Origin of the sequence: Okeania sp. SIO3B5 (assembly GCF_010692555.1) — a bacterium.
GTDB lineage: Bacteria > Cyanobacteriota > Cyanobacteriia > Cyanobacteriales > Microcoleaceae > Okeania.
Genome location: NZ_JAAHHG010000028.1, coordinates 4,432 through 26,446, shown reverse-complemented (window position 1 = coordinate 26,446; position 22,015 = coordinate 4,432). Strand labels below are relative to the sequence as shown.

General features: G+C 34.4%; 15 protein-coding genes and 2 pseudogenes. 11 read left to right on the top strand and 6 right to left on the bottom strand.

Translation table 11 applies throughout. From position 1 onward, the window contains the following. Positions 1-410: 410 nt before the first annotated feature. Together F6K54_RS06485 and F6K54_RS06480 are read right to left on the bottom strand one after the other, a co-directional pair. Entirely contained in the window at positions 411-2,588 is a 2,178-nt protein-coding gene (locus tag F6K54_RS06485; RefSeq protein WP_293075778.1) for an ATP-binding protein, read from the bottom strand. Positions 2,589-3,434: 846 nt separating this feature from the next. After that, positions 3,435-6,446: a GAF domain-containing protein gene (locus tag F6K54_RS06480; RefSeq protein WP_293075776.1), complete on the bottom strand. Its 3,012-nt coding sequence runs from the start codon at positions 6,444-6,446 to the stop codon at positions 3,435-3,437. 1,036 nt (positions 6,447-7,482) lie between these two features. Between F6K54_RS06480 and F6K54_RS06475 the strand changes: the two genes are divergently transcribed. From F6K54_RS06475 to F6K54_RS06455, 5 genes and pseudogenes are all read left to right on the top strand, one after another. Beyond that, a complete protein-coding gene (locus F6K54_RS06475) occupies positions 7,483-8,661 on the top strand; it encodes a quinone-dependent dihydroorotate dehydrogenase (protein WP_293075774.1) in 1,179 nt (392 codons plus the stop codon). 318 nt (positions 8,662-8,979) lie between these two features. Further along, positions 8,980-9,642, top strand: a complete 663-nt coding sequence (locus F6K54_RS06470) for a vancomycin high temperature exclusion protein (protein WP_293075772.1) — start codon at positions 8,980-8,982, stop codon at positions 9,640-9,642. A 153-nt stretch (positions 9,643-9,795) separates the two neighbouring features. Then, entirely contained in the window at positions 9,796-10,434 is a 639-nt protein-coding gene (locus F6K54_RS06465) for a transaldolase family protein (RefSeq protein WP_293075770.1), read from the top strand. Between the two features lie 140 nt (positions 10,435-10,574). Then, positions 10,575-10,991: pseudogene (locus F6K54_RS06460) on the top strand (XisH family protein). Positions 10,992-11,136: 145 nt separating this feature from the next. After that, complete coding sequence (locus tag F6K54_RS06455; RefSeq protein ID WP_293075820.1) at positions 11,137-11,439, top strand: XisI protein; 303 nt, start codon at positions 11,137-11,139, stop codon at positions 11,437-11,439. Between the two features lie 91 nt (positions 11,440-11,530). Here F6K54_RS06455 and F6K54_RS06450 read toward each other — a convergent pair whose 3' ends face one another. Continuing rightward, entirely contained in the window at positions 11,531-12,706 is a 1,176-nt protein-coding gene (locus tag F6K54_RS06450) for an endonuclease NucS domain-containing protein (protein ID WP_293075768.1), read from the bottom strand. A 369-nt stretch (positions 12,707-13,075) separates the two neighbouring features. Between F6K54_RS06450 and F6K54_RS06445 the strand changes: the two genes are divergently transcribed. Together F6K54_RS06445 and F6K54_RS06440 are read left to right on the top strand one after the other, a co-directional pair. Then, on the top strand, positions 13,076-13,213 hold the full coding sequence (locus tag F6K54_RS06445) for a hypothetical protein (RefSeq protein WP_293075766.1): 138 nt from the start codon (positions 13,076-13,078) through the stop codon (positions 13,211-13,213). A 61-nt stretch (positions 13,214-13,274) separates the two neighbouring features. Beyond that, positions 13,275-13,529: pseudogene (locus F6K54_RS06440) on the top strand (XisI protein); the annotation flags it as partial. Between the two features lie 163 nt (positions 13,530-13,692). Here the strand turns inward: F6K54_RS06440 and F6K54_RS06435 are convergent. The 3 genes from F6K54_RS06435 to F6K54_RS06425 form a co-directional block, all read right to left on the bottom strand. Then, positions 13,693-14,472 (bottom strand): VWA domain-containing protein, encoded by a 780-nt coding sequence (locus F6K54_RS06435; RefSeq protein WP_293075764.1) that lies wholly within the window; start codon positions 14,470-14,472, stop codon positions 13,693-13,695. A 196-nt stretch (positions 14,473-14,668) separates the two neighbouring features. After that, positions 14,669-15,241 (bottom strand): TerD family protein, encoded by a 573-nt coding sequence (locus F6K54_RS06430; protein WP_293075762.1) that lies wholly within the window; start codon positions 15,239-15,241, stop codon positions 14,669-14,671. A 354-nt stretch (positions 15,242-15,595) separates the two neighbouring features. Further along, the gene (locus tag F6K54_RS06425) at positions 15,596-16,612 is read right to left on the bottom strand and encodes an ABC transporter substrate-binding protein (RefSeq protein WP_293075761.1); all 1,017 of its coding nucleotides are present in this window, start codon (positions 16,610-16,612) and stop codon (positions 15,596-15,598) included. Positions 16,613-16,999: 387 nt separating this feature from the next. Between F6K54_RS06425 and F6K54_RS06420 the strand changes: the two genes are divergently transcribed. The 4 genes from F6K54_RS06420 to F6K54_RS06405 form a co-directional block, all read left to right on the top strand. Continuing rightward, a complete protein-coding gene (locus tag F6K54_RS06420) occupies positions 17,000-18,247 on the top strand; it encodes a GTP cyclohydrolase II (RefSeq protein ID WP_293075759.1) in 1,248 nt (415 codons plus the stop codon). Between the two features lie 3 nt (positions 18,248-18,250). Continuing rightward, on the top strand, positions 18,251-18,676 hold the full coding sequence (locus F6K54_RS06415; protein WP_293075757.1) for a HEPN domain-containing protein: 426 nt from the start codon (positions 18,251-18,253) through the stop codon (positions 18,674-18,676). Next, the gene (locus tag F6K54_RS06410) at positions 18,677-20,044 is read left to right on the top strand and encodes a KGGVGR-motif variant AAA ATPase (protein ID WP_293075755.1); all 1,368 of its coding nucleotides are present in this window, start codon (positions 18,677-18,679) and stop codon (positions 20,042-20,044) included. It begins immediately after the preceding gene. 14 nt (positions 20,045-20,058) lie between these two features. Then, on the top strand, positions 20,059-22,015 hold a 1,957-nt coding region (locus tag F6K54_RS06405; protein WP_293075754.1), incomplete at its 3' end, for a tetratricopeptide repeat protein.

Below are 22,015 nucleotides of genomic sequence, written 5' to 3'. Positions count from 1 at the left end.
TTAAACTGAGTTAAAAATGAAGCTAAGGTAAATAATTATATCTTGTCACTTCAGGTATCATATATATGTTGTATATGTTGATAATTTTATAATTATTTCAATATTCAATCTCCCCTACTCCCTTAGCGAATAATTAAGGTTTAAAGCCTCTCTTTTAAAGGATAAAAAAGCGGTCGAGGGATGGCGAGGAGACCTCGCCATATCCAATCGACCAAGAGAAGAAAAAAATTTCCTTTTAGTCAATCCTCTTTTTTTCAAAGAGAGTTCATTAATTGATAATTGATCATGGATAATTGATAATTACCTCTGGTTAAAACCGAGAGGATTGAATATAAGGAGATATTATTTCTTTAAACCCTAATTATTAATTATTAATTATTAATTATTAATTATTAATTATTAATTAATGCTTACATCATATCTCCGTCAAATTCAAATTCAGAAATTGATTTTTCTCCTTCCTGTTTCTGTTCTCGAACTAAAGGAATTAAATAGTTATGAGCTAATTGATAACTATTTTCTGGTAAATCTGGCAGCAGCAAAACTAATCCTCGAGCAACTAATACATCTAAAACTAAATCTAATTTATTGGCTTCCATTAATAACTCTGATGCTAATTCAGAATGAGTTCTTAGAGGGCGTGTACCATGTTCATTTGTTAATAAGTATAAGACAGATATTGCTGTTTGTCCGTTCAGAAAACCACAATCTTTTATTACTCCATCTATAAAGTTTATTGTGAGTTTTTTGATAGGATTATTTCCTAGTTTATGATATGCTTCAACAGTTGTAATTGCTTCTTCTTGAAGTTGAGTGCCTACTACTTGCAATTCAATCGGACTTACTGTGTTGTCTGCTGAACTTAAATCTTTTACTACTTGAGAAATTAAATCTGGCTCCCAATCTAATTGAGCAAATCCAATTAAATTTTTGATAATTTCTTGACTATGATTTGGCTCAAAATTACTGATGTAGTAAAGAATTTCCTTAGATAAAATTTCATAGTTAATTACTGTTTCTAAGTTTGCCTGGCGATCGCACTCTAATAAGTAATGTAAGTAATTTGTTTGAATAGATAAAACTACTTTAACAAAATCCAAGTTTAAACAGTCATATAAAAATTGATAAAGTGGTAGTCTTTGAGCTAGTTTTGGACAGACAGTAAATAACTCTTCAAACTGGTCTAAAATTAATACTTTTAAATTATTTTTTTGATGGTTTTTACGCAATGTTTCTAATACATATTCTAGATTCCAAGTTGCAGAGTCAGAATTTCTCATCCAATCTGTATAAACTCGCAGTAGTATGGGTGAAATTTCTTGATTCTCATCTGAATTTTCTGCTAGTAGAGTAGGTATTAATCCAGAATTAATTAAAGAACTTTTACCCACACCAGAGACTCCATGTATAACTATTAGTTTATGCTCCTGGCTTTTGATTCTTCCCACTAAATTATTCAAGTCTTCTAGGCGACCAGAAACTTTAATTTCTCTAGGAACTATCAGATTATTATCAGAGTTTTGTTGTGGTTGTAATGGATTTATTCCGATAAAAGCTTTTAATCCATATTGATGTTCAACTCGTAATTGTTCTTCTTTGACTCTGGCAGATTTTCCATATTGGTCTTGGTCAAAATAAAGTTTTTTTAATGCTTTTAGTATGGAAATATAGGACTGTAAATCATGATGAGGGTTTGTTTTTCGTCGTGCTTTTTCTAGTTGATTAACAGTAGCTTGCCACTCTTCTAAATTACTTTGAGATTCAGTTAAAATTGAGAAATAAGAATTTTGATATTCTGCAATTTCTAGAGGGTCTCCTATGGATTGATTTTGAATGGCAACTGCTAATTCTGCTAATTGACTAGCATGGTCCCATTTTGACTCGTGCATTGCTGCCTCAGCCAAAAATCCATAATCATGAGCAATTTGTTCTTCTGTACCGTAAGTTAAATGTAGTTCTAAAGCTTTTTGAGCAAGCTTGTATAGATCGCCCCATGCTTCTAATTTTTTGAGAACTTCACCTTGCTGAATGATGAATTTAGCTACTAATTCTTGTCGGTCTATTTTACCAAATAAATCTAAACTTTGCTGAAAATTATGTTGTGCTTGTTGCCAATAATTATTTTTTTGTTCTACTGGAATGTTTGAATTGCCTTTATGTTCGCAACATAATCCGATATAAAATAATACAATTCCTATTTTTTCTAATCTTTCATTGATTTGTTGATTAACTACTTCTCCAGGTAGAAAATTTGTACTTTTTTCCCAGATTAATAGGCTATTTTTAAATTTATTTAATGCTGTATCTATTTGATTATTAGCATATTCCTCTCGACCAATAATAAAATCTATACTGGCAATGTGTAATGCTGGTATTTGCTGTATTTTATAATTACTATATAACTGTTCAATTGCTGCTTTTAGTTGTTGGCTTTCTGTGGCATTCAAAATATTGAAATTAGCTTGAAACTGAATAATATGAGCATCTAAAATATTAGAAAAAATTTTACTGCTACATTCTTCAATTACACTAATAGCTGTAGTATAAATAAGTTGAGCTACATTGTTTGCTTGGTATTTGTCAGTCATAGCTAAGATTTTTAATTTTTACTAATATGCTGATTAAGTAGGATGTGTGACGGCACACTTACCATTTTTGGAATAATGGTTGGCCTTACATCTCACCGACCTGTTTTGTGGGAGGTATGCATTATGTGACACACTTAACACCCTATGTCGTTTAATATTTATTTGACAAACATTTTATAATAAGCCAAAGAGCTTAAGTTTATTTTTTTCAATTATGTGAATTAGTGTTAATTTTATATTTTAACACTTTTCAGGATTATAAGTAATATCATGTCTGGTTGAACAGTTATAAATAAATTACTCAGAATTCTGAATTCTGAATTCAGGAGGGAAGAAAGAAGAAAAGAAGGAGAAAGTTTTGTTATCACTAATTAGGGCTTGCTGATTAAATCAAAAAGCATTGACATATAAAGATTTTAGCCTTTTTGGGTTTGAAAAAAGTGCCTGGTTTTCAGCTCTTCATGCTCAAAAAGTGAGTATCTTAGGCAAGAGTTGGGCAGAAAAATCAAGGGACAATTTTTCCGACTACCTCCTCGCTCATTCCTATTTCTCCTGTCTCCTGTCTCCTGTCTCCTGTCTCCTCCCCCCACTAAAAGACTTTTTCAGCAAGCCCTAATTACAGCGCTTTTCAAATTGATGAACCACATCTTCACAAGCAAAAATCGTGTAGGGGCGATTCGTGTTTGCGGAGCATTCCGGAACGGAAATCGCCCCTACTGTGGTTTACCCAAATGAAAACCGCTGTAGGCGCATCGTTGGGCAAAAAAAAATTACTTTCCTGCTCCTCTACTCCCCTACTCCCCTACTCCCTACTCCCTACTCCCTACTCCCTAAATTTTGTAGAAATCAAAGGAGAGCTAAGGGTAAAAGTAATTTACTTTCAATTAAACCACTTTCTTGTAAATTTAACTCCAACTCTCCTCCCATTTGTTGAATTACTCGCCGACAGATAATTAAATGCTTGCCTGGAGGTGAAACTAATGGAGAAGGTTCTAATACATCTGGGATGGAAGTGGATTTAAATTCTGCAATTAATTTTGAGCTAATCTTACCTGCATCAAGAATAGAAATTTCTAACCATTCTTCATCTATAGTTTGGCATTTAATATCAATTTTTCCTCCAGTTGGAGAACGACGACAGGCACCAATCAAAAGCTCATAAACAACTAATTCTAATTTAATACTGTCTCCATAAATATTCAAATTTCCTTCCCGATGAACTTCTAATTGCAATTGTCTTTTTTTAACATGGGAATCAATTCGAGTGAGCGATCGCCTCAACAAATTAGCTACAGATACAACATCAAAATTTGCTTGTAAACGCCATTTTTCTTGTTTCAATAATGAAGTAGTAGATGATAAAACATTCCCAATTTGTCGTAATAATTGCTGATAACGTAGATTTGTCAATACATTTTTCTGTTGAGCTGGATTTTCTGATGGAGTATAATTCAATTCACTTAACTGTTTAAAACCAGAACCAACAGTACGGTAAAGTTCTTCTAAACGCCTTTGTTTATACCAGTTCAACCACTCTAATTCCTCTCGCTGAGATTCCAAAGTAGTCTTGACTATCAAATAGCGACGCGACCATGCAAACTGAGAAACCAAATGAGTCAATAAATTTTTCAGAGTTTCAGTAGGAGAATTTGGTGGTTGTGGTACTTCTGTTTTTTGCCATAAAATTTTGTGAGGATCTGCAAGTAATAATATACCAGTTGGTTGATGTTCAACAGCAGTACGCAAAGCAGTTGCTATAACCTGACCGCTATGAAGAATATTGAGCCACCGTAGAGTTTTTGCTGGAACATCACTTACGCTCAGATGCAACCAACCATTTGTAGAAATTATTTGTTGAATCCAAGAATCAGTGCGAACTGGAATCGAAATTTTGTCAGTGCTAGTAATATGAGACTCAAGATAACTATAGCTAATTACTCTACCTGTTTGTGATACTGGATACCAGGTAATTAAACCAACTAGGGGAACAGTTTGCAGGTTGATCTCTGTTATTCCTACAATTGCTTGAGCAATAAATTCAAGAAAATTTCGTTCGAGATTGTCCAGTGATAAATTTCCTAATACGCTCTGTTCTCCCACTGGTTCCAAATTTTTCACTTCTTGTAATAATAAGGAGTTGGAAGAGTCAATCGATATTTTTGTTGAATTTGCCAGTATTGTCGTTGGTTGTACAGTAGTTAAACCAGACTGTAGATATTGCGTATATTGCTGCTGCTTGTTGATTATCTGATTAATATGCCTTTGATGCAGGAGAAAACCTAACTGTTGACTGACAATTTGTACTAATTCTCGTTCATTGCGAGTCCAGGTGCGGGGTGTTTCATCACCAATAATTACGAGTCCTTCAGGTTGGTTGTAGCGATCGCCTTGATTTTTTGTAATAAATTCTTCTTGTTCGTTTTTCCCAGCTCCTATGGTGCAGCACAAGAGAAGAGAACGTACTCCAAGTTTCTCAAAATCTTCCTGCCAAGCACCCAATATATGACTTTCTGACCAATTTTCAATGCCTACTACTCCAGTATTTCGGCCTAGTAAGGCCATATCTTTCTGACTGAGGGGGGGTAGAGCAGTTTTGACTGTTCGACTTTGGGTAGAATGATTTTGATAAACAACTTCAAATTGTCCTCTGTTGCGGATAGTCAACACAAAATATTTAGCACCTAAGCGCTGAGATATTTTTTCTGCTGTTGTTTTTAGGGTTTTTTGCCAATCATCATCACCGTAAATAGCACGAGTTATGCCTGCAGTTAAGGTTTGGTCTAGTTTAGCTTGACGAATTTTATCTTGCATTTCTGAGAGGGGAGAAGTTAAAGCTATCAGTTGACCTACTCCTTGCAAATAGTTTTTTTCATCATCTTGCCATAGACGGTTGTGTTGTTCTTCTACGGCAATAAATCCTAATAGTTCCTCTTCTAAGATAATTGGTGCTGCTAATACAGAAGAAGCTCTAATTTGTTGAGTCAGTCTGCGAGTAATATCGTTGTCTACAGAAGTGTAATATTCTCCGATGCAAATAATTTGTCCAGTTAATAGTACATGATAGAATTCACCTAAGTCTTGCAATGTAATGCCAGAAGCAGGACGTTTAAAGTCGCTCCATTCTACTATTACTTGATAATTACTCGCACGACGCCAAAAATAGCGTCCATTGGGATAATACCAGTAAATATTTGTGCGGGATGGCTGTAAAAATTTATGAGTTATTTCTGCAACTGTTTCGAGGCGTCGGTCTAGGGTTGTTAATTTTCCTAATTGAGATAGTAATGAGAGGATGGGTTTATCAGGTCGTTTTGCTTGTTGCTGTTGCCATTCTTTTTCTATTTTGTGTAATTTTTGCCCTAGTTCGCCCCAAATTAAAGATAGTAGTGCTTTTTCTGCTGGCTCTAAAGAGCTTCCCCACTCTTGTGAACCTATTAAGGCAATACCAAAACATTTTTCTTTGTCATGTATAGGAAAGAAAATTGTACCTTTAATCTGATATGTTTGCGGTATTTTTACCCATTCCCCAACTTGCTTTTCCGCCCTTAAGTCAGCGACTTTAATTGCTTTTCTTTCCAGTAATACTTGTTCTAATATATCTCCATGATTTATTGTGAATTTTTGTTTGAGAGCAGAAATTTCACCATTGGGAGTAATTCCACCTTTGCCTACTATTTTATTTGCTAATTGATCGTACAAACATACCCAAATTAAACAACAATCAAATTCTGATTGGAGATAATTGATGACTTTTTTAATGAGGAAATCTAAATCTTCTTCTTCTCTAATTGCTCTAATTATGCTTTCTAAAGCAATCAAATTATTATGATTTGTTCCTGATTCATTTTTTTTGAACATCGATCGATTATCCTCATTATTTAATGGTTATCTTGAGAAGAAAAGAAATAGATTATAATATATAAGCTTAATTAGGGTTTGCTGAAAAAGTCTTATGGGTAAGGGTAGGAGACAACCCACCCCTCGCCCCTCCCCCTCCGGTGGAGGGGAAGACAGGAGACAGGAGACAGGAGGAACGGGGTACGAGCGAGGAAGTAGGAGTAAGAATTGTAAGAATAATTTTTCTGCCCAACTATGTGCCTAAAATACTAATTTTTTGAGCATTAAGAGCTGAAACAGGTGCACTTTTTAAAGGCCCCAAAAAGGTATTTGTCGGGTGCATCTCAATGCGTGAATAAAGCCAAAAAGTTATTGCTTTTAGGGAACACCGGATCTGGGAACAGGGAACAGGAAATATATAGGAAAAAAGTATTTTTGCCAATATGAGATGCACCCTATTTGTCTTTATATGTCAATGCTTTGAGAATTAATCAGCAAACCCTAATTATTTAGAAGTTAAAAACTTTCTTTTCCTATGGTTTATTGTATTATTTCTGCTTTCATAACTCATTTTTTTTACTCCCTATTACTGTTTATTCATAAGCCTTTAAGGACATAATATTTTCAATATTTTTTGCAGAAAAATTGTGGTTTTAATCCTCGCATTTTCAGGGAATAATAAAGAAAAATTTTCCTTTGAGTCAATTCAATCTGTTTTCAATGAGAAGTAATTATTAATTATTAATTATTAATTATTAATTATTAATTTATATCCGCTCAATCTAGTAAATATGGCTTAATATTAATTTTAAACAAGCTGTTCTCAATAAAATATCTTGTTTTTAGTGATGGGAAAGAGATATTTTATAAAATTTTCCTGTTGAGACGGGTGCATATCTCTAACTCTTATTTATCAGTAATATTAATGATATATTAACAATCGAGAATTAATTAGTGTGCTTTGATTAAAAATAGTCTTGTCATCTCAAGATTATACCTTATAAAAATTTGAGTTTTCATTTTTAGTTTTTAATTGTCAACTACCATTTAGAATCAAGTGTTAAATATTTATCGCTCTGTCATATTTCCGACTCTATTTTCTGCATTAAAATCCGATCCAGAATGGGTACATCATCAAGTCCTAAATATTCTCAGTTTTATGGATACTAACTCCTCTAGTAAACTAATAAGTGGGTTGCAGACAATGATGCAAAAATCTTTATGTTTTGAGGATACTCGTCTAGAACAAACTTTATGGAAATTAAACTTTAAAAACCCCGTTGGTTTAGCTGCAGGATTTGATAAAGATGGTGTGGCCATTAATGCCTGGCCTCAATTAGGTTTTGGGTTTGCTGAACTTGGTACAGTTACTCTTCACGAACAACCGGGAAATCCTCAGCCAAGATTATTTCGTTTGCCAATAGATCGAGCTGCTTTGAATAGAATGGGATTTAATAATCAAGGTGCTGCTGCTTTAGCTATGAGATTACAATCTCAAGGAAAAAATGTTCCAGAGGTTCTCAGCTTACGGGAGAATAATTATTCTTTTTGTCGTAATTTTTTTCCTTATGGTATAAATATTGGTAAATCCAAGATAACATCTTTAGAGTCAGCAGCAACAGATTATTTAGGTAGTTTTAGATTGTTAAAAGATTGGGGTGATTATTTTGTAGTTAATGTTTCTTCTCCTAATACTCCAGGGCTACGTTCCCTGCAAAATGTTGAAAATTTAAGTAACATTCTAGCAGATTTACAAGCAGAAAATCAAGGTATTAAGCCAATTTTAGTTAAGATTGCGCCAGATTTAGAAAAAGAAGCGATCGCTTCAATACTAGACCTAATTCAACAATATCAAATTTCTGGAGTTATTGCCACTAATACAACTATTTCTCGTGATGGATTAAAAACTAAAATTATTGCTAAAACTGGTAAACTTGTCATTGAAGAGGCAGGTGGAATTAGTGGCGCACCATTAACTCAAAGATCTACGGAAATAATTAAATTTATCTGGCAAGAAACTCAAGGAAAATTACCAATTATTGGTGTAGGTGGTATATTTACTGTAGAAGATGCTTGGGATAAAATTACGGCGGGGGCAAGTTTAATTCAAGTTTACACAGGATGGGTATATCAAGGACCGGGAATGGTCAAACAAATTCTCCAAGGGTTATTACAAAAGTTAGATGAAAGAGGATTAAATTCTATTTCTGAAGCAATTGGTTTGGCACACAAATAGTAGTTAGGGTTTGCTGAAAAAGTCTTTTTAAGGAGTAGGGGAGTGGGGGAGTAGGGGAGTGAGGGAGTAGAAAGTAGTTAGGAGGTAGTCGGATATATTTGTCGATCGTGATTTTTCTGCAATTATTCTGCTATTTATGCTAACTTTTTGAGAGTGTGGGACGTGATACCAGGCACTTTTTTTAAACCCCAAAAAGGCTTTAGCCAATATCACTTAATGCTTTGAGATTTAATCAACAAGCCCTAGTTAACATTTATACATGTCTCCTATACTCAAATTACCAGAACTTGATATAAAACCTAAAATTTATTCTTAATTATGTTACCTAAATTATTTTTACTCAATCAACGCTTAATTTTTCTAGTTTTAGTATTAACAATGCTACTAATGCCTCTAGCTTTAAACGTTTATGTCAGAATAGCGACAAGTAAATATCGATACAAAAACCCAGAAGAAGTGCCAGAGCAACCTATTGCTATAGTTTTTGGGGCCGGAATATGGGAAGATGGTACTCCCACGCCAATGTTAGCTGACAGAGTACAAGGAGCTGTGAACTTGTACAAAACTGGTAGTGTTCAAAAAATTTTGATGACTGGTGACAATGGTACCCCTGATTATAATGAAGTGAAGGCAATGGAAGAATATGCAATTTCCCGTGGTGTATCTGTTGATGATATTACTTTAGATTATGCTGGTTTTAGCACTTATGAAAGTTGTTATCGTGCCAAAGAAATATTTGGCATTACCCAAGCAGTTTTAGTAACTCAACGTTATCATTTACCTCGTGCAGTTTATACCTGTCGTCAACTGGGAGTCGATGCTACAGGTTTAGGTACACCAGATTGGGGAAAATTTAGAAATGATTCCATGAGGCGTTATTCAACCCGTGAAATTTTGGCAGTATTAAAAGCATTATGGGAAGTTCATATTACTCGCCCTCGACCTACTTTTTTAGGACCTTTTGAGGGAATAGGGGAGTAGGGGAGTAGGGGAGTGGGGGAGTGGGGGAGTGTGGGGAGTGTGGGGAGAAAGAGAAATATATCTTCCTTTCTTTCCTCCTGACTCCTGACTCCTTAGTAATTAAAATTAATATCATACACAAATTCAGCAACGCCAATTTTTGTAGGAGAAAAAATGGTTCTTTATCTTGATTCAGCAATAGTAACAGAAGCTAGAGTTGCCAGTAAATTTGGTTGGATATCTGGCGTGACAACTAACCCTACTTTGTTAGTAAAAAGCGATCTGTCTCCAGAAGCTACATTAAAAGAACTTTCAGAAATTGTTTCTGGAGAATTATATTACCAACTTACTGCTACTAATTTTGATGACATGATGGCAGAAGCGAAAACTGCATCGAAATTAATTGGTCATAAAATGGTTCTGAAAATTCCGGCAACTGCCACTGGTTTTCAAGCACTATCTCATCTGTCTCGAGAAATTAGTTGTTCTGTAACTGGAATATATCATCCCGCTCAAGCAGTAGTAGCTGTAGAAGGAGGTGCTAAATATGCGATCGCTTATGTTAACCGGGCAACAAGACTATTGGGAGATGGTTTAAAGTTGGTACGGGAAATGGCTGAGGTAGTGCAGGGTAGCGGTACAGAAATTTTAGCAGCAAGTATAAAATCTCCTGATGAAGCTGTTGCCACTTTATTAGCAGGTGCTAATCATTTGACATTACCATTTTCTGTTTTGCAAGCAATGACTACCCAGGAATTATCAGAGCAAACTTTTAAAGAGTTTAATGAAAAAGGTAAGGGAATTATGTATTAATTGGTAATGAAAAAATATCTGTAGGAGAGAGTCTATATTGAAGATAAATATTGAATTTTCAAGGTTTCTTAACAGCTAGCTCCTACAGCTAGAGATAATAACTATTTATACTAATGTAATTGTGTTAATAATTAAATTCTGTGTCAGCCAAAGATATATTTCATCAATCAGTTTGTATCGCCATTGAAAAAGATGGCTGGAAGATTACTAACGATCCGCTTTATCTGAAAGTAAATGATGTAGAATTTTACATATATCTAGGCGCAGAAAGATTAATTGCAGCCGAAAAAGCAGGTCAAAAAATCGCCATAGAAATTAAATCTTTCTTAAGAGCATCAGAAGTCACAGAATTTCATCTTGCTTTAGGGCAAATTCTCAATTATCGGTTAGCCTTAAAACAGGAATAACCAGAAAGAATCCTCTACTTGGCAATTCCTCAAGATACTTATGAAGATTTCTTTTCTCGTCAATTTATTCAAGATTCTGTGGCAGAATATCAAATTAAACTTTTAATTTTTGATTATATTAAACAGGAAGTCGTGTTATGGAAAGAATAGATTATATCATGTCCGGTTGAACAGTTATAAATAAACACTCAGAATTCAGCAATTCTGCAATTCAGAATTCAGGAGGGAAGAAAGAAGAAAAGAAGGAGAAAGTTTTTTATCACTAATTATCCGGACATGATATTACTCTCAACTTATCCAAAATATTCTCACCGAACATTCAGTTAATGATGGAAAAAATAGTACAGAAATTCAACTTCTCTTTGATACAAAACGTCATCATTACCAAGTCTTAAATATTGGCTGGAAAGAACAAAAAAGAATCTATGGTGTGATTATTCATGTTGACTTAAAAGATAATAAAATTTGGATTCAAAGAGATGGAACAGAAATCGGGATTGCTAATCAATTGATAGCTGCTGGGGTTCCTAAAAAAGATATTGTCTTAGGATTTCATGCTCCATATAAACGTAGTTTAACCGAATTTGCTGTTAGTTAGTAATGATTAATTTAGGTATCGGGATTTGTATATGCAGGATGTTTTTCTTAAAGCTAAATATTTTTTTTATCAGATTGAATTGTAGTTATATTCAAAGTCTTGCTAACCATTTTTCTAATACTAGGTCAATTAATGAGTCTAGAGATTTGTAATAATCTAAAACTTTTGAATTTAATTCTTTTCCCATTCTTTCTTTGGACATTTTTTTATAATGCTTAAATAACTCTACATCTTCGTATGTTAAAAGTTTTGCGTGTTCGTAATCACTAAGAATTCTATTGACTACCTGAAAATATTTATTGAGCATAGTTGGTTTGATTGGTAAACTATATCTACCCTTAACAATTTTATTCTCAGTGAATGTTACTTTGCAGCAATCTCCTTCTGTTTCAATTGCTTCTATTAATTTTTGCATACTCTTTTTATGCTTATTTATTTTTGTTCCTATTCCTTTTGAAACATAACCTTCAATCAAAGCTTGATCTTGCCAATCTGTCCAAATTCTTGCTCTACCAATTCTTGAACTTTCACCACCTTTATATGGCAGCCAAAGAAACAATATTATTTCATCTTTATAAGAACAAAATTCAGCACAAAATTTACTACTTTTGCCACTACCACTTCCGTATTTAATACTGCCAGCAGAAGCAAATTCCTGAATTTTAGGATTAAACCCCAAAATTTTCTGTCGAATCCTAAAAATCTCTTCTTGCCGTTGATCATCACAATTATTTACAAGTTTCAAAAGTGCTGTAGGTGGAGTAGGTAAATATAAATCATTTTCTAATTCTTGATATGGAATAATTGTCTTTGAAATCTTCCCATTATCGACATCTTTCAAACTGAGATAAAACTTATCCTCATTTTCAATCACAGAAAACTCTAGAAACTGAAAATCAAGAGTATGATATGTTCTATCTGTAAAATTATCTCGATGAAAATTAGGAGTAATTGCTATTAATCTTACAGGTTGCTGATAATCTACTTTCTCACTAAAAGGTTGCTCGCCTAATAAAGCATCATAATAACGAGTCAACTGTTGAACTATTCCCCTATCCTCCACATTTTTTAATTCTAAAACTACTAATTTTTTATGACTATCGACTGCCAAAATATCGCATCTTTGATTATTAACAATATATTGTCTGTCTAAGACATTTAAACCGAGTAATTTTTCCAAATTTTCATAAAGAAAATCCTCTAAAATTTCTTCACTGACAAATTCCCAACCAGAACCTATTTTGATTAAAGATGCGTTGGTTAACATATTTGATTGAATCTAAAATTACCTCAAAATTTTAGATTAATTTAGTTAACAACAGCAGTGATACTTATCACAAAAAAAATTCCATTACTAAGTCTATTAAATTTCCCAGTATTAGTAGGTGGCTCGATATGTCTGAGAATATAGCTATAATACCAAATTGATAAATGTTGGCTACAAATAGTTAGGATATTTCTTAGGATTCAGAACTCAGGAGTCAGGAGTCATAATAATGGCTTTAATAGCAGTTTTTAGGGCTAAATTTATCTTTTTAGTCCAAAAAACATCTCCTATAAAGTATTTTAATTGCCCTGATTATTCGTAACATTCTTTTTTTTAATTGGTATAAATTATTCGCGATTACTTGCCACAATGAAAGAAATACAAAACGAAGAGCGGAATGTATGGACTCAGGAGTTTTTTGACAAAATGAACTATCGTCTAAATTCATGGATTGAAGCTGGCAATCAAGAAATAATCAAGTGGGGGTTTTTAGACTTTCGGAAATAGCTAGTCTTTTGAAAGGTAAGCATTTCCTGCGGAATGCTGCGCAAACAATGGAAAAAGTAACACAGAAATTAAACTTCTCTTTGATACAAAACGCCATCATTATCAAGTTTTAAATATAGGCTGGAAAGAACAAAAAATAATCTATGGTGTGATTATTCATGTTGACTTAAAAGATAATAAAATATGGATTCAAAGAGATGGAACAGAAATCGGAATTGCTAATCAATTGATAGCTGCTGGGGTTCCTAAAAAAGATATTGTCTTAGGATTTCATGCCCCATATAAACGTAGTTTAACTGAATTTGCCGTTAGTTAGTGAGTAAGCACTCAGCCGTCAACTATCAGCTATCAGCTATGATTTATTAACTCCAGGAACGGACTGATACTGAATCCAGTGAGGGCGAATGCCATTCGCCCCTACAGATGGCGTTTTAAAGATGAATTTGCGTAAGTTCTATTTAACTAAAAATCAAAATTTTCTATTTGAGTAACTGTTTAGAATAAGCAAACTTTACCCAAGAAGGATATTCCTCCATTAATATATCGTAAAGCTCGTCATCGGAAATACTTTCTGGATCTTCTACATTAAAGAAAGCTGCATTGTCAGTATAACCCTTCATTTCATCAAGTTTTTCCAGAAAGCTAAAATCAGTAGCTAATGCTTTACCAACAAAACCCGAAAGTCCTTCTCCTGAAACATCTTTCCGTGGCTTACCAATAGCCATAAACTGCCAAAAAATTGGCTCAAAAGACGACCATTTTAACTGGTTTTGTGTTTCCTCTTCATCAGAAGTTGCACCATCAGTGACAAACATTACATAAATGGGTTCATCTGCAGTAAAAGGAGAATTTCTACTATCACCATTTCCCTCTGGAAAATAGAAATTTCTAATCATTTTCATGACTTTGCCATAATAAGTTCCTGTTTCTAGAGGATGTTCTTGTTCTATGTTAGGAATAAAATCTTGAAAGTTACCTAAAGTCATTTCTCCTACCTGATGAGGATTTTGTCCAAACAGAAAAATGTCTATAGAACCGTTATCATCGAACCGACACCCTAGAGCTAATATTTTTTCTGCTAAAGTTTGAATTTTACCAGATGAATAAAGGAAGGACATCGAGCCAGAAATATCTAGACAAAGTGCAACTTTAGCCTGATGATTTGTTAGATTTGCTTTGAGGATTGAAATATCTGCTTTTTTAGCAAGATCGATTAATCTGGGAGCATCTCTTTCAATTTTTTCGAGAGATATGGGCATAATTTTTTACCTGATTAAATTTGATTAAATAAAAAAATATTCTTCATTGATTGCCAAAGTCCTAAATTATTCTAGTGCCGCTACGCGGAAGTTAAAAGTCAAAAGTAAAAAGTCAAAAATATTGATTGTTAAAGCTTTTAGGATTTTGTAACTGGTTAGTTATTTCTGCCATCCTGCACTAATAATATTAGCTGATTTAAGAGGCATATTTATCAACAAATCCTTGTAAACCTGAATTATAACCTTGTCCGACAGCTTGGAATCTCCAATCATTATTTTTGCGATAAAGTCTGCCAAATTCCAGAGCTGTTTCTCGTGAAAAATCTTCTTCTAATTCATATTTAGCTACTTCTTCTTCAGTGGTAATATCATAGATTCTAATAAAAGAATTTCTAACTTGTCCAAAGTTTTGTCTTCTGGCATCTGCTTCATGGATAGTCACTACAAATACTATTTCTTGAATGGCTTCATCTACTTTTGTTAAATCAATTTCTATTAGTTCATCATCTCCAGAACCTTCTCCTGTTCTACTATCTCCTGAATGTTTGACAGAACTATCTGGTGAGACGAGATTATTGTAGAAAACAAAGTATTTTTCTGCTGGAATTTTTCCATTAGCTCCTAACATAAATACAGAAGCATCTAAGTCAAATTCTGACCCTGTGTCTGTAGTATTTACATCCCATCCCAAGCCAATACCTGCTTGTTTCAAATTGGGAGATTCTTTGGAAAGATTTACTCTTTCACCTTTGCTGAGATTAATAGACATAATTTTCCTCTTGCGTAATTTTGTTGGCTAATTTATATTATATCAGGAATCTTCAATAATTTAGAATTTAGAATTCAGAATTTAGAATTACCGTAAGCATTCAGCCGTCAGCTATCAGCTAGCCTCCTATGGTCGGAACTGCGTTAACAGCTATTGCTTTTAGTGAGTGATAAAAGCAATATTGAATTAAGCTAGAAAAATTTGGCTAAAGTCAGCTCCAAAGTCTATATTCATTTAAATCTCGTCCTTAAGCACAAGATCTTATTGCTAATAGCTGAATGCTTACGAACTACCTTTTCTAAGAAGAGGTAATTATTAATTATTAATTATTAATTATTAATTATTAATTACTTCCTAATTAATAAATTGTAAAGTAAAAGCTTCTTTATAATTCGTATCTGGCTTAATTGCTCCAGCTTCTACAACAGTATCAAAGAATGATTTCCACCGTTCATCAGTCATTGCACCAATACCTTTTGTTACAGCATCTCCAGAAGTAATAATGCCATATTCTTTCATTTTTTCTAAGCTATAAGCTAATAACTCATCTGTCATTTCTGGATTATCTTTTTTAATTAATTGATTAGCTGGTTCAGGATTTTCTAAATAACTATACCAACCTTTAATTGAAGCATCGACAAATCTCTGCACTAGATCGGGATTTTCTTCTACCATTTTTGTTGTTGTTTCTATAGTAGTAGCATAAGGTTTATAACCAGCATCTGCTAATAACATAACTACAGGTTCAAAGCCTCCTTTTTTCTGAATTGTGAAAGGTTCAGATGTCAGATAACCTTGTTGAATTGAGTTTTTATCTAATAAAAATGGAGCTACACTAAAGTTGTAAGGACGTTTCTGGTCGTCTGTATAACCAAACTTAGCTTTAAGAAATTGCCAATAGCCTTTATCAGCCAAAGAAGATATCAAAATAGGTTTACCTTTGAGTTGTTCTAAAGAGTCATTTCCTGTTCCTGGATGAGCAATTAATACTTGGGGATCTTTTTGAAAAATAGCTGCAATTGTAATAGTAGGAATTCCTGTTTGTACAGAATTAATTGCCTCTATACTAGACCCCATATAAAAATCGATTGCACCTCCTACTAATAACTGAGTTCCATTCACTTGAGCATTGCCCATTTTAATAGTAACATCTAATCCATAATCTTCATAAATACCTGTAGCAATTGCTTGATAAAATCCTCCATGTTCGGCTTGAGCATACCAATTAGTTCCATAGGTTACTTTGTCAAGATTTTTGTTATTTTTAGCAGTAGAATTGGAGTTATCAGGAGTAGCACAACTTGTTAATATGCTGGTACTAATAGCGAGGCTACTATATTGAAGAAATTGACGACGATTAATATAATTCATTTTTTTCAGTTATTAGTTAACAGTTTTCAGTGGCTGATAGCTTTTTTAGTTATTAGTTAACAGTTATCAGTTTTCAGTTATTAGTTTTCAGTAGCTGATAGCTTTTTCAGTTATTAGTTAAAAGTTATCAGTAGCTGATAGCTAACGGCTGAATACTTAGGACTAATATTCAGATATTTGAATACTAATCTAAGGAGTTACATTATATGACCATATAAATGTTCATTTTAATTATAGAAGATTATACTATATTTGTGATAGTTATATGATAAATTTCACATTATTTTCGCAATGCTAAATTTGCTTTAAGTTGTTTTTTGTTGAATTATGCTATGCTTATTTTCATCAAAACAAATAATATAATTATTATCTCAAAGTTAAGAAAAAATGGCAAAGCATAAGCATATTGTATTAACATCCCATCCTGGTCCTGCGGACAAAAAACCAATTCCCGTGCAGTGGGGCGCTCAAAACCCCATAGAGCGGGGACCTGCGATCGGGTCTTTGAGTAATCCTAACCATCGTAATGTTATTGGTACTCACTCCGGTTCTTATGCCGTTTATCGTGCTTTGGCGATCGCTTCTGGTAAACTACAATCAAATCACCGTGCTGATTTAACAAATACTTCTCCGGCAGCACATATTGGGCCTCATCCGAGTTGGTATGACCCCGATAAAATTGTCTGTCTCGATCCTTGGGGGGCGGTGGTGGAAGAAGTATTTGCATCTTACTATGAAAAAGGATACGATATCCGACCTACTATTGCTATTACAAAGGCAAATATTAATATGCCAGAATTACAGGATGCTGTTGCTAGGGGTGTATTGAAAGTTGATGGCAATATTGTTAAAGATAATGGTAATTTATTGGTAACAAAAGCAGCGATCGACCCAGTTTGGCATTTGCCAGGAATTGCTAAACGACTCAATGTGGAAGAAAGTGACTTGCGTCGGGTGTTGTTTCAACAAATGGGTGGAATGTTCCCAGAGTTGGTAACGCGCCCAGATTTACATTTATTTTTGCCTCCTATTGGTGGTACGACAGTATATATAGTGGGAAATGTTGCTGATGTTGCCGACTCCACAAAAAAATTGGCAGTCAGAGTTCACGATGAGTGTAATGGTTCGGATGTTTTCGGTTCTGATATTTGTACTTGTCGCCCCTATTTGGTACATGGTATTGAGGTTTGTATTCAGACAGCGCAGGAGGGGGGAGTGGGTGTGATAGTTTATTTCCGTAAAGAGGGGAGAGCGTTAGGAGAGGTGACTAAATTTTTGGTTTATAACGCTCGGAAAAGACAGGAAGGAGGCGATCGCGCAGATGCTTATTTTGCTCGGACTGAATGTGTGGCAGGGGTGCAAGATATGCGGTTTCAGGAAATGATGCCAGATGTTTTGCATTGGTTGGGTGTGAGTAAAATTGACCGTTTGGTGTCGATGAGCGATATGAAATATAACGCTATTGTTAATTCTGGTATTGAGATAGTGGAGCGAGTGCCTATTCCTGATGATTTGGTGCCAGAGGATGCGCAGGTGGAAATTGCAGCGAAGAAAGCGGCGGGTTATTATACAGATGGGGAGGTGCCGGATGAGAATGTTTTGTCAAGTATAAAAGGGAGAAATTTAACTGAGTAAACCATGGAAGAATCATTTATTCAAGCTGCGGGGAGGCATTTACATGATGCAGAAATTTTGCTGAGTCAGCATCGTTGGGATAATGCGGTTTATTTGGCAGCTTATGTAGTAGAATGTGCTTTTAAAGTTATAGTAGAGCAATATATTAAAAATCAAGCTTGTAGCAAATTCGGCCATGATTTAACAGAACTTCAAGGCAAAGCTGTTGAGAGGTTACGGGTAATGTATCCCATTCTTGATACTCAACTACCAATTTCGCGTACAAACGGGACAGTCTTAGCGGACGATCATCCAGAGCGACGCTATGCCAAGTCAGACTTATGGTGTGAAAGTCAAGCAATAGAGGCAGTTAAACGAGCTGGAAAAATCTATAATGAGATTATTCCTAGATTAATTTTGGATGGCAGAATTTCCAGTGGGGAAATTTAGATGATTGATATAACTTTCAGTGCAACATTTGAAAAAGTGCGGGAATGTTTTGCGGAATCTCCTATAAAAGACAAACTAACACAAAATCTAGAATCCATAACTATAATTCGGGATGTTGTGGGGAAAATTAGGATTTTTCTGGAACCTTTAAATAACAGTAAGCTAGAAGATGATATCCTAAATGACCTAGAAAACTCGCTGAGGAAAACACTTGGCAACTACTATGGCGAAGATATTTGGCTACCACAGGGCGAAAAAGATGGTTATAAAGCCTTGATTGATGTCATCTGTCAAGAAAGGGTTTTGGCAGAATGGGATGATGGAAATAAACCTCATTGGTATGTGTTAGAGCGTCATGTAGCGAAGCAAGCATGGACAAATAAAAATGTAGGTCAGCCTCCTTGGTCGCAGAAAGTGGTAGATGAAGGGCACAAACCAGCAATAGTTTCATTTTTTTCCTTTAAGGGTGGAGTTGGTCGTACAACAACATTAGTAGCAACGGCTCTGACATTGGCTCGTCATGGTCATCGTATAGCTATAGTCGATTTAGATTTAGAATCTCCTGGTCTATCGACTGTTTTCTCCTCTGCATCAGAGGAGAGCATTCCTGGGGTGATCGATTATTTGTTAGAGAAAAATATCCAGAGTAAAAACTGGAAACTCCGCACTCATTTGAAATTAGTCAACGAGCAGAAATTGTTGGGAGATACCGGAGAGAGTCTGAGTTTGCTGGGAGCTGGTAGCGTGGATGATAACTATCTGGAAAAGTTGGCAAGACTAGATTTTCAAAATTTGCTCAACGCTAATAATCAACTGCCAGAAACCTGGCAAAATTTGTTCAAAGAACTTAATGCAGTGGGAAAGTTAGACTTTATTTTGCTAGATACCAGAACCGGGTTTCACGATCTTGGTGGACTGGCGATCGCTGACTTATCCCATGCAGCAGTCATTTTTGGCACTCAATCTCGTCAAAGTTGGAAAGGTTTAACTCATGTTATTCGTCGTCTAGCAAGACCTTTAGCTCCTGAACCGCTGCCAGTTTTACTCGTCCATGCTTTAGCTCCGGGATTAGATGTAAAATGGGCAGAACAGGAACTTGGAGCTTTTCGAGAGAAAGCTTACATTGTTTTTCAAGAGCATTACTATAGGGAAGATGTTCCTAAACCCGATGATAGAGAAGCTAGTTTTTACCCAATAATTATAAATTGGCAAAGTGAGTTGCGTAGAGAAGTAAGTTTATTTAAGCGAGATTCTACTCCGGAGGAAGATAGTCGTTTGTCATATCTTATTGATGTTTTAACAGGTAAACCTTATCAGCAACTTGCTGAAAGACTTTGCACTATTTTTAAGCGTAAATTAAATAAATAAAATTTGGTAGGAAAATGACTAACTTTAATAAAAAAAAGCTATTAGAAATTATGGCTAATATTGCACCAGGAAGAGGTGTAGCGGAACATGAAAGTAATGATGAAAATATATTCCTCAAAAATTTTTTACCTTTACCTAGCCACCGAATGGCTTTGGAAGTTGACACACTTTTAATATTAGGTGAAAGAGGTGCTGGTAAAACAGAATTTTTTCGTTTATTAGCAAATTATGCTGGTCGCCAAGCTTTAGTAAAAAACTTAAATATTAGAGGTTTACCCCCTTTAGAAACAACAATCTGGATTTCTGGATATGGTCGTACTAAAACTAGGGAAAAAAAATTTCCTGCACCAGATATCACAGAAAACTACATGAAATACAAGGATAGAATTGATTGGCGGATTTTCTGGGCAGGATTGATAGTAGGAGTAATATTTCAGCAAGAAAAAGAATTATCAAATCATAGTTGGGTTGAGGAAATACCAGAGGAAACTCGTGATAGTTTAACTAACAAATTATCATTAATTTCCCATTGGTTTCCAGATGCTCGTCAGAATTTTGAAAGTATCAATTATGCTTTGGATAAATTAGATGAGGAATTATTGGCAAGCGATCGCTGGTTATTTATCACTTATGATGAGCTGGAGCGAGTAGTTCCTTCTTATTTAGAACTTGCTAATTCTATCGCCGAACTATTAGCATTTTGGCTAGATAGATGGCGTCGTTGGGAACGAATTAGACCCAAAATATTTCTACGCACAGATTTATTTCGACAGGAATTTTTAGGATTTCCAGATGCTTCTAAATTCAGAGGATATCAAGTTAGTTTAGAGTGGGAAACTTCATGGTTATATCAGGTATTTGTGAAGCGTTTGGCTAACTCTGGATCAGAAATGAATGATTATTTACAAATAGTTCCTGGTTTAATTTCAAAAAAGGATGAAATATTGGGTATATTGCCAGCATTAGATGAGTCTTGTTTTGAATTATTAATGGAAAAAATAGTTGGGGAATGGATGGGAGATAATGCTCAAGAAAGTTACACTTATAAATGGATTCCTAATCACCTTCAAGATGCTAAAAGGAGAATTGTTCCTCGTTCTTTTTTAAAGTTATTCTCTTTAGCAGCAGAACGTAGATTGAAAAAATTTGAGGAAAAGGATTTACCAGAAAATCGTTTATTAGAACCTTCTGATTTACAAGTAGCTTTAATGGGTACTTCTAAAGATCGAATAAAAGAACTTACAGTGGAAGAATATCCCTGGTTAGAAGCTCTTAAAATAGGTCTTAAAAATCTCAATCTTTTAACTGAGGAAGAAAACTTTCTCAAGATACTAGAAAATACAGAATGGAATCAAGAACCTCCTTCTAGAAAACCTCAAGAAATTTTAAAATACTTAGAAGAATTAGGCATTGTGGAAATTCGTCGCTCAGATCGGCGAATTAATATGCCTGATATTTATAGATATGGTTTTGAAGTTCAACGCAAAGGTGGAATTAAACGTCGGATGAGACTTAATAATGTTCTAAATATTAATAAATATGCTAGTGCTTTCATGGAATTAGATAGAGTAGAAGAAGCATTACCTTTATTTGAAAAAGCTCTACAACTCGAACCTGATAATGTTCTAACTATTTATGGTTATACTACTGCTTTAATGAAATTAGGAAGAGTTGAAGAAACATTACCTTTATTTGAAAAATCTCTACAACTGAAACCTGATAATGTTCTAACTATTCGTAGTTATGCTAATGCTTTAATGAAATTAGGAAGAGTTGAAGAAACGTTGCCTTTATTTGAAAAATCTCTACAACTGAAACCTGATAATGTTCTAACTATTCGTAGTTATGCTAATGCTTTAATGAAATTAGGAAGAGTTGAAGAAACGTTGCCTTTATTTGAAAAATCTCTACAACTGAAACCTGATAATGTTCTAACTATTAATAGTTATGCTAATGCTTTAATGAAATTAG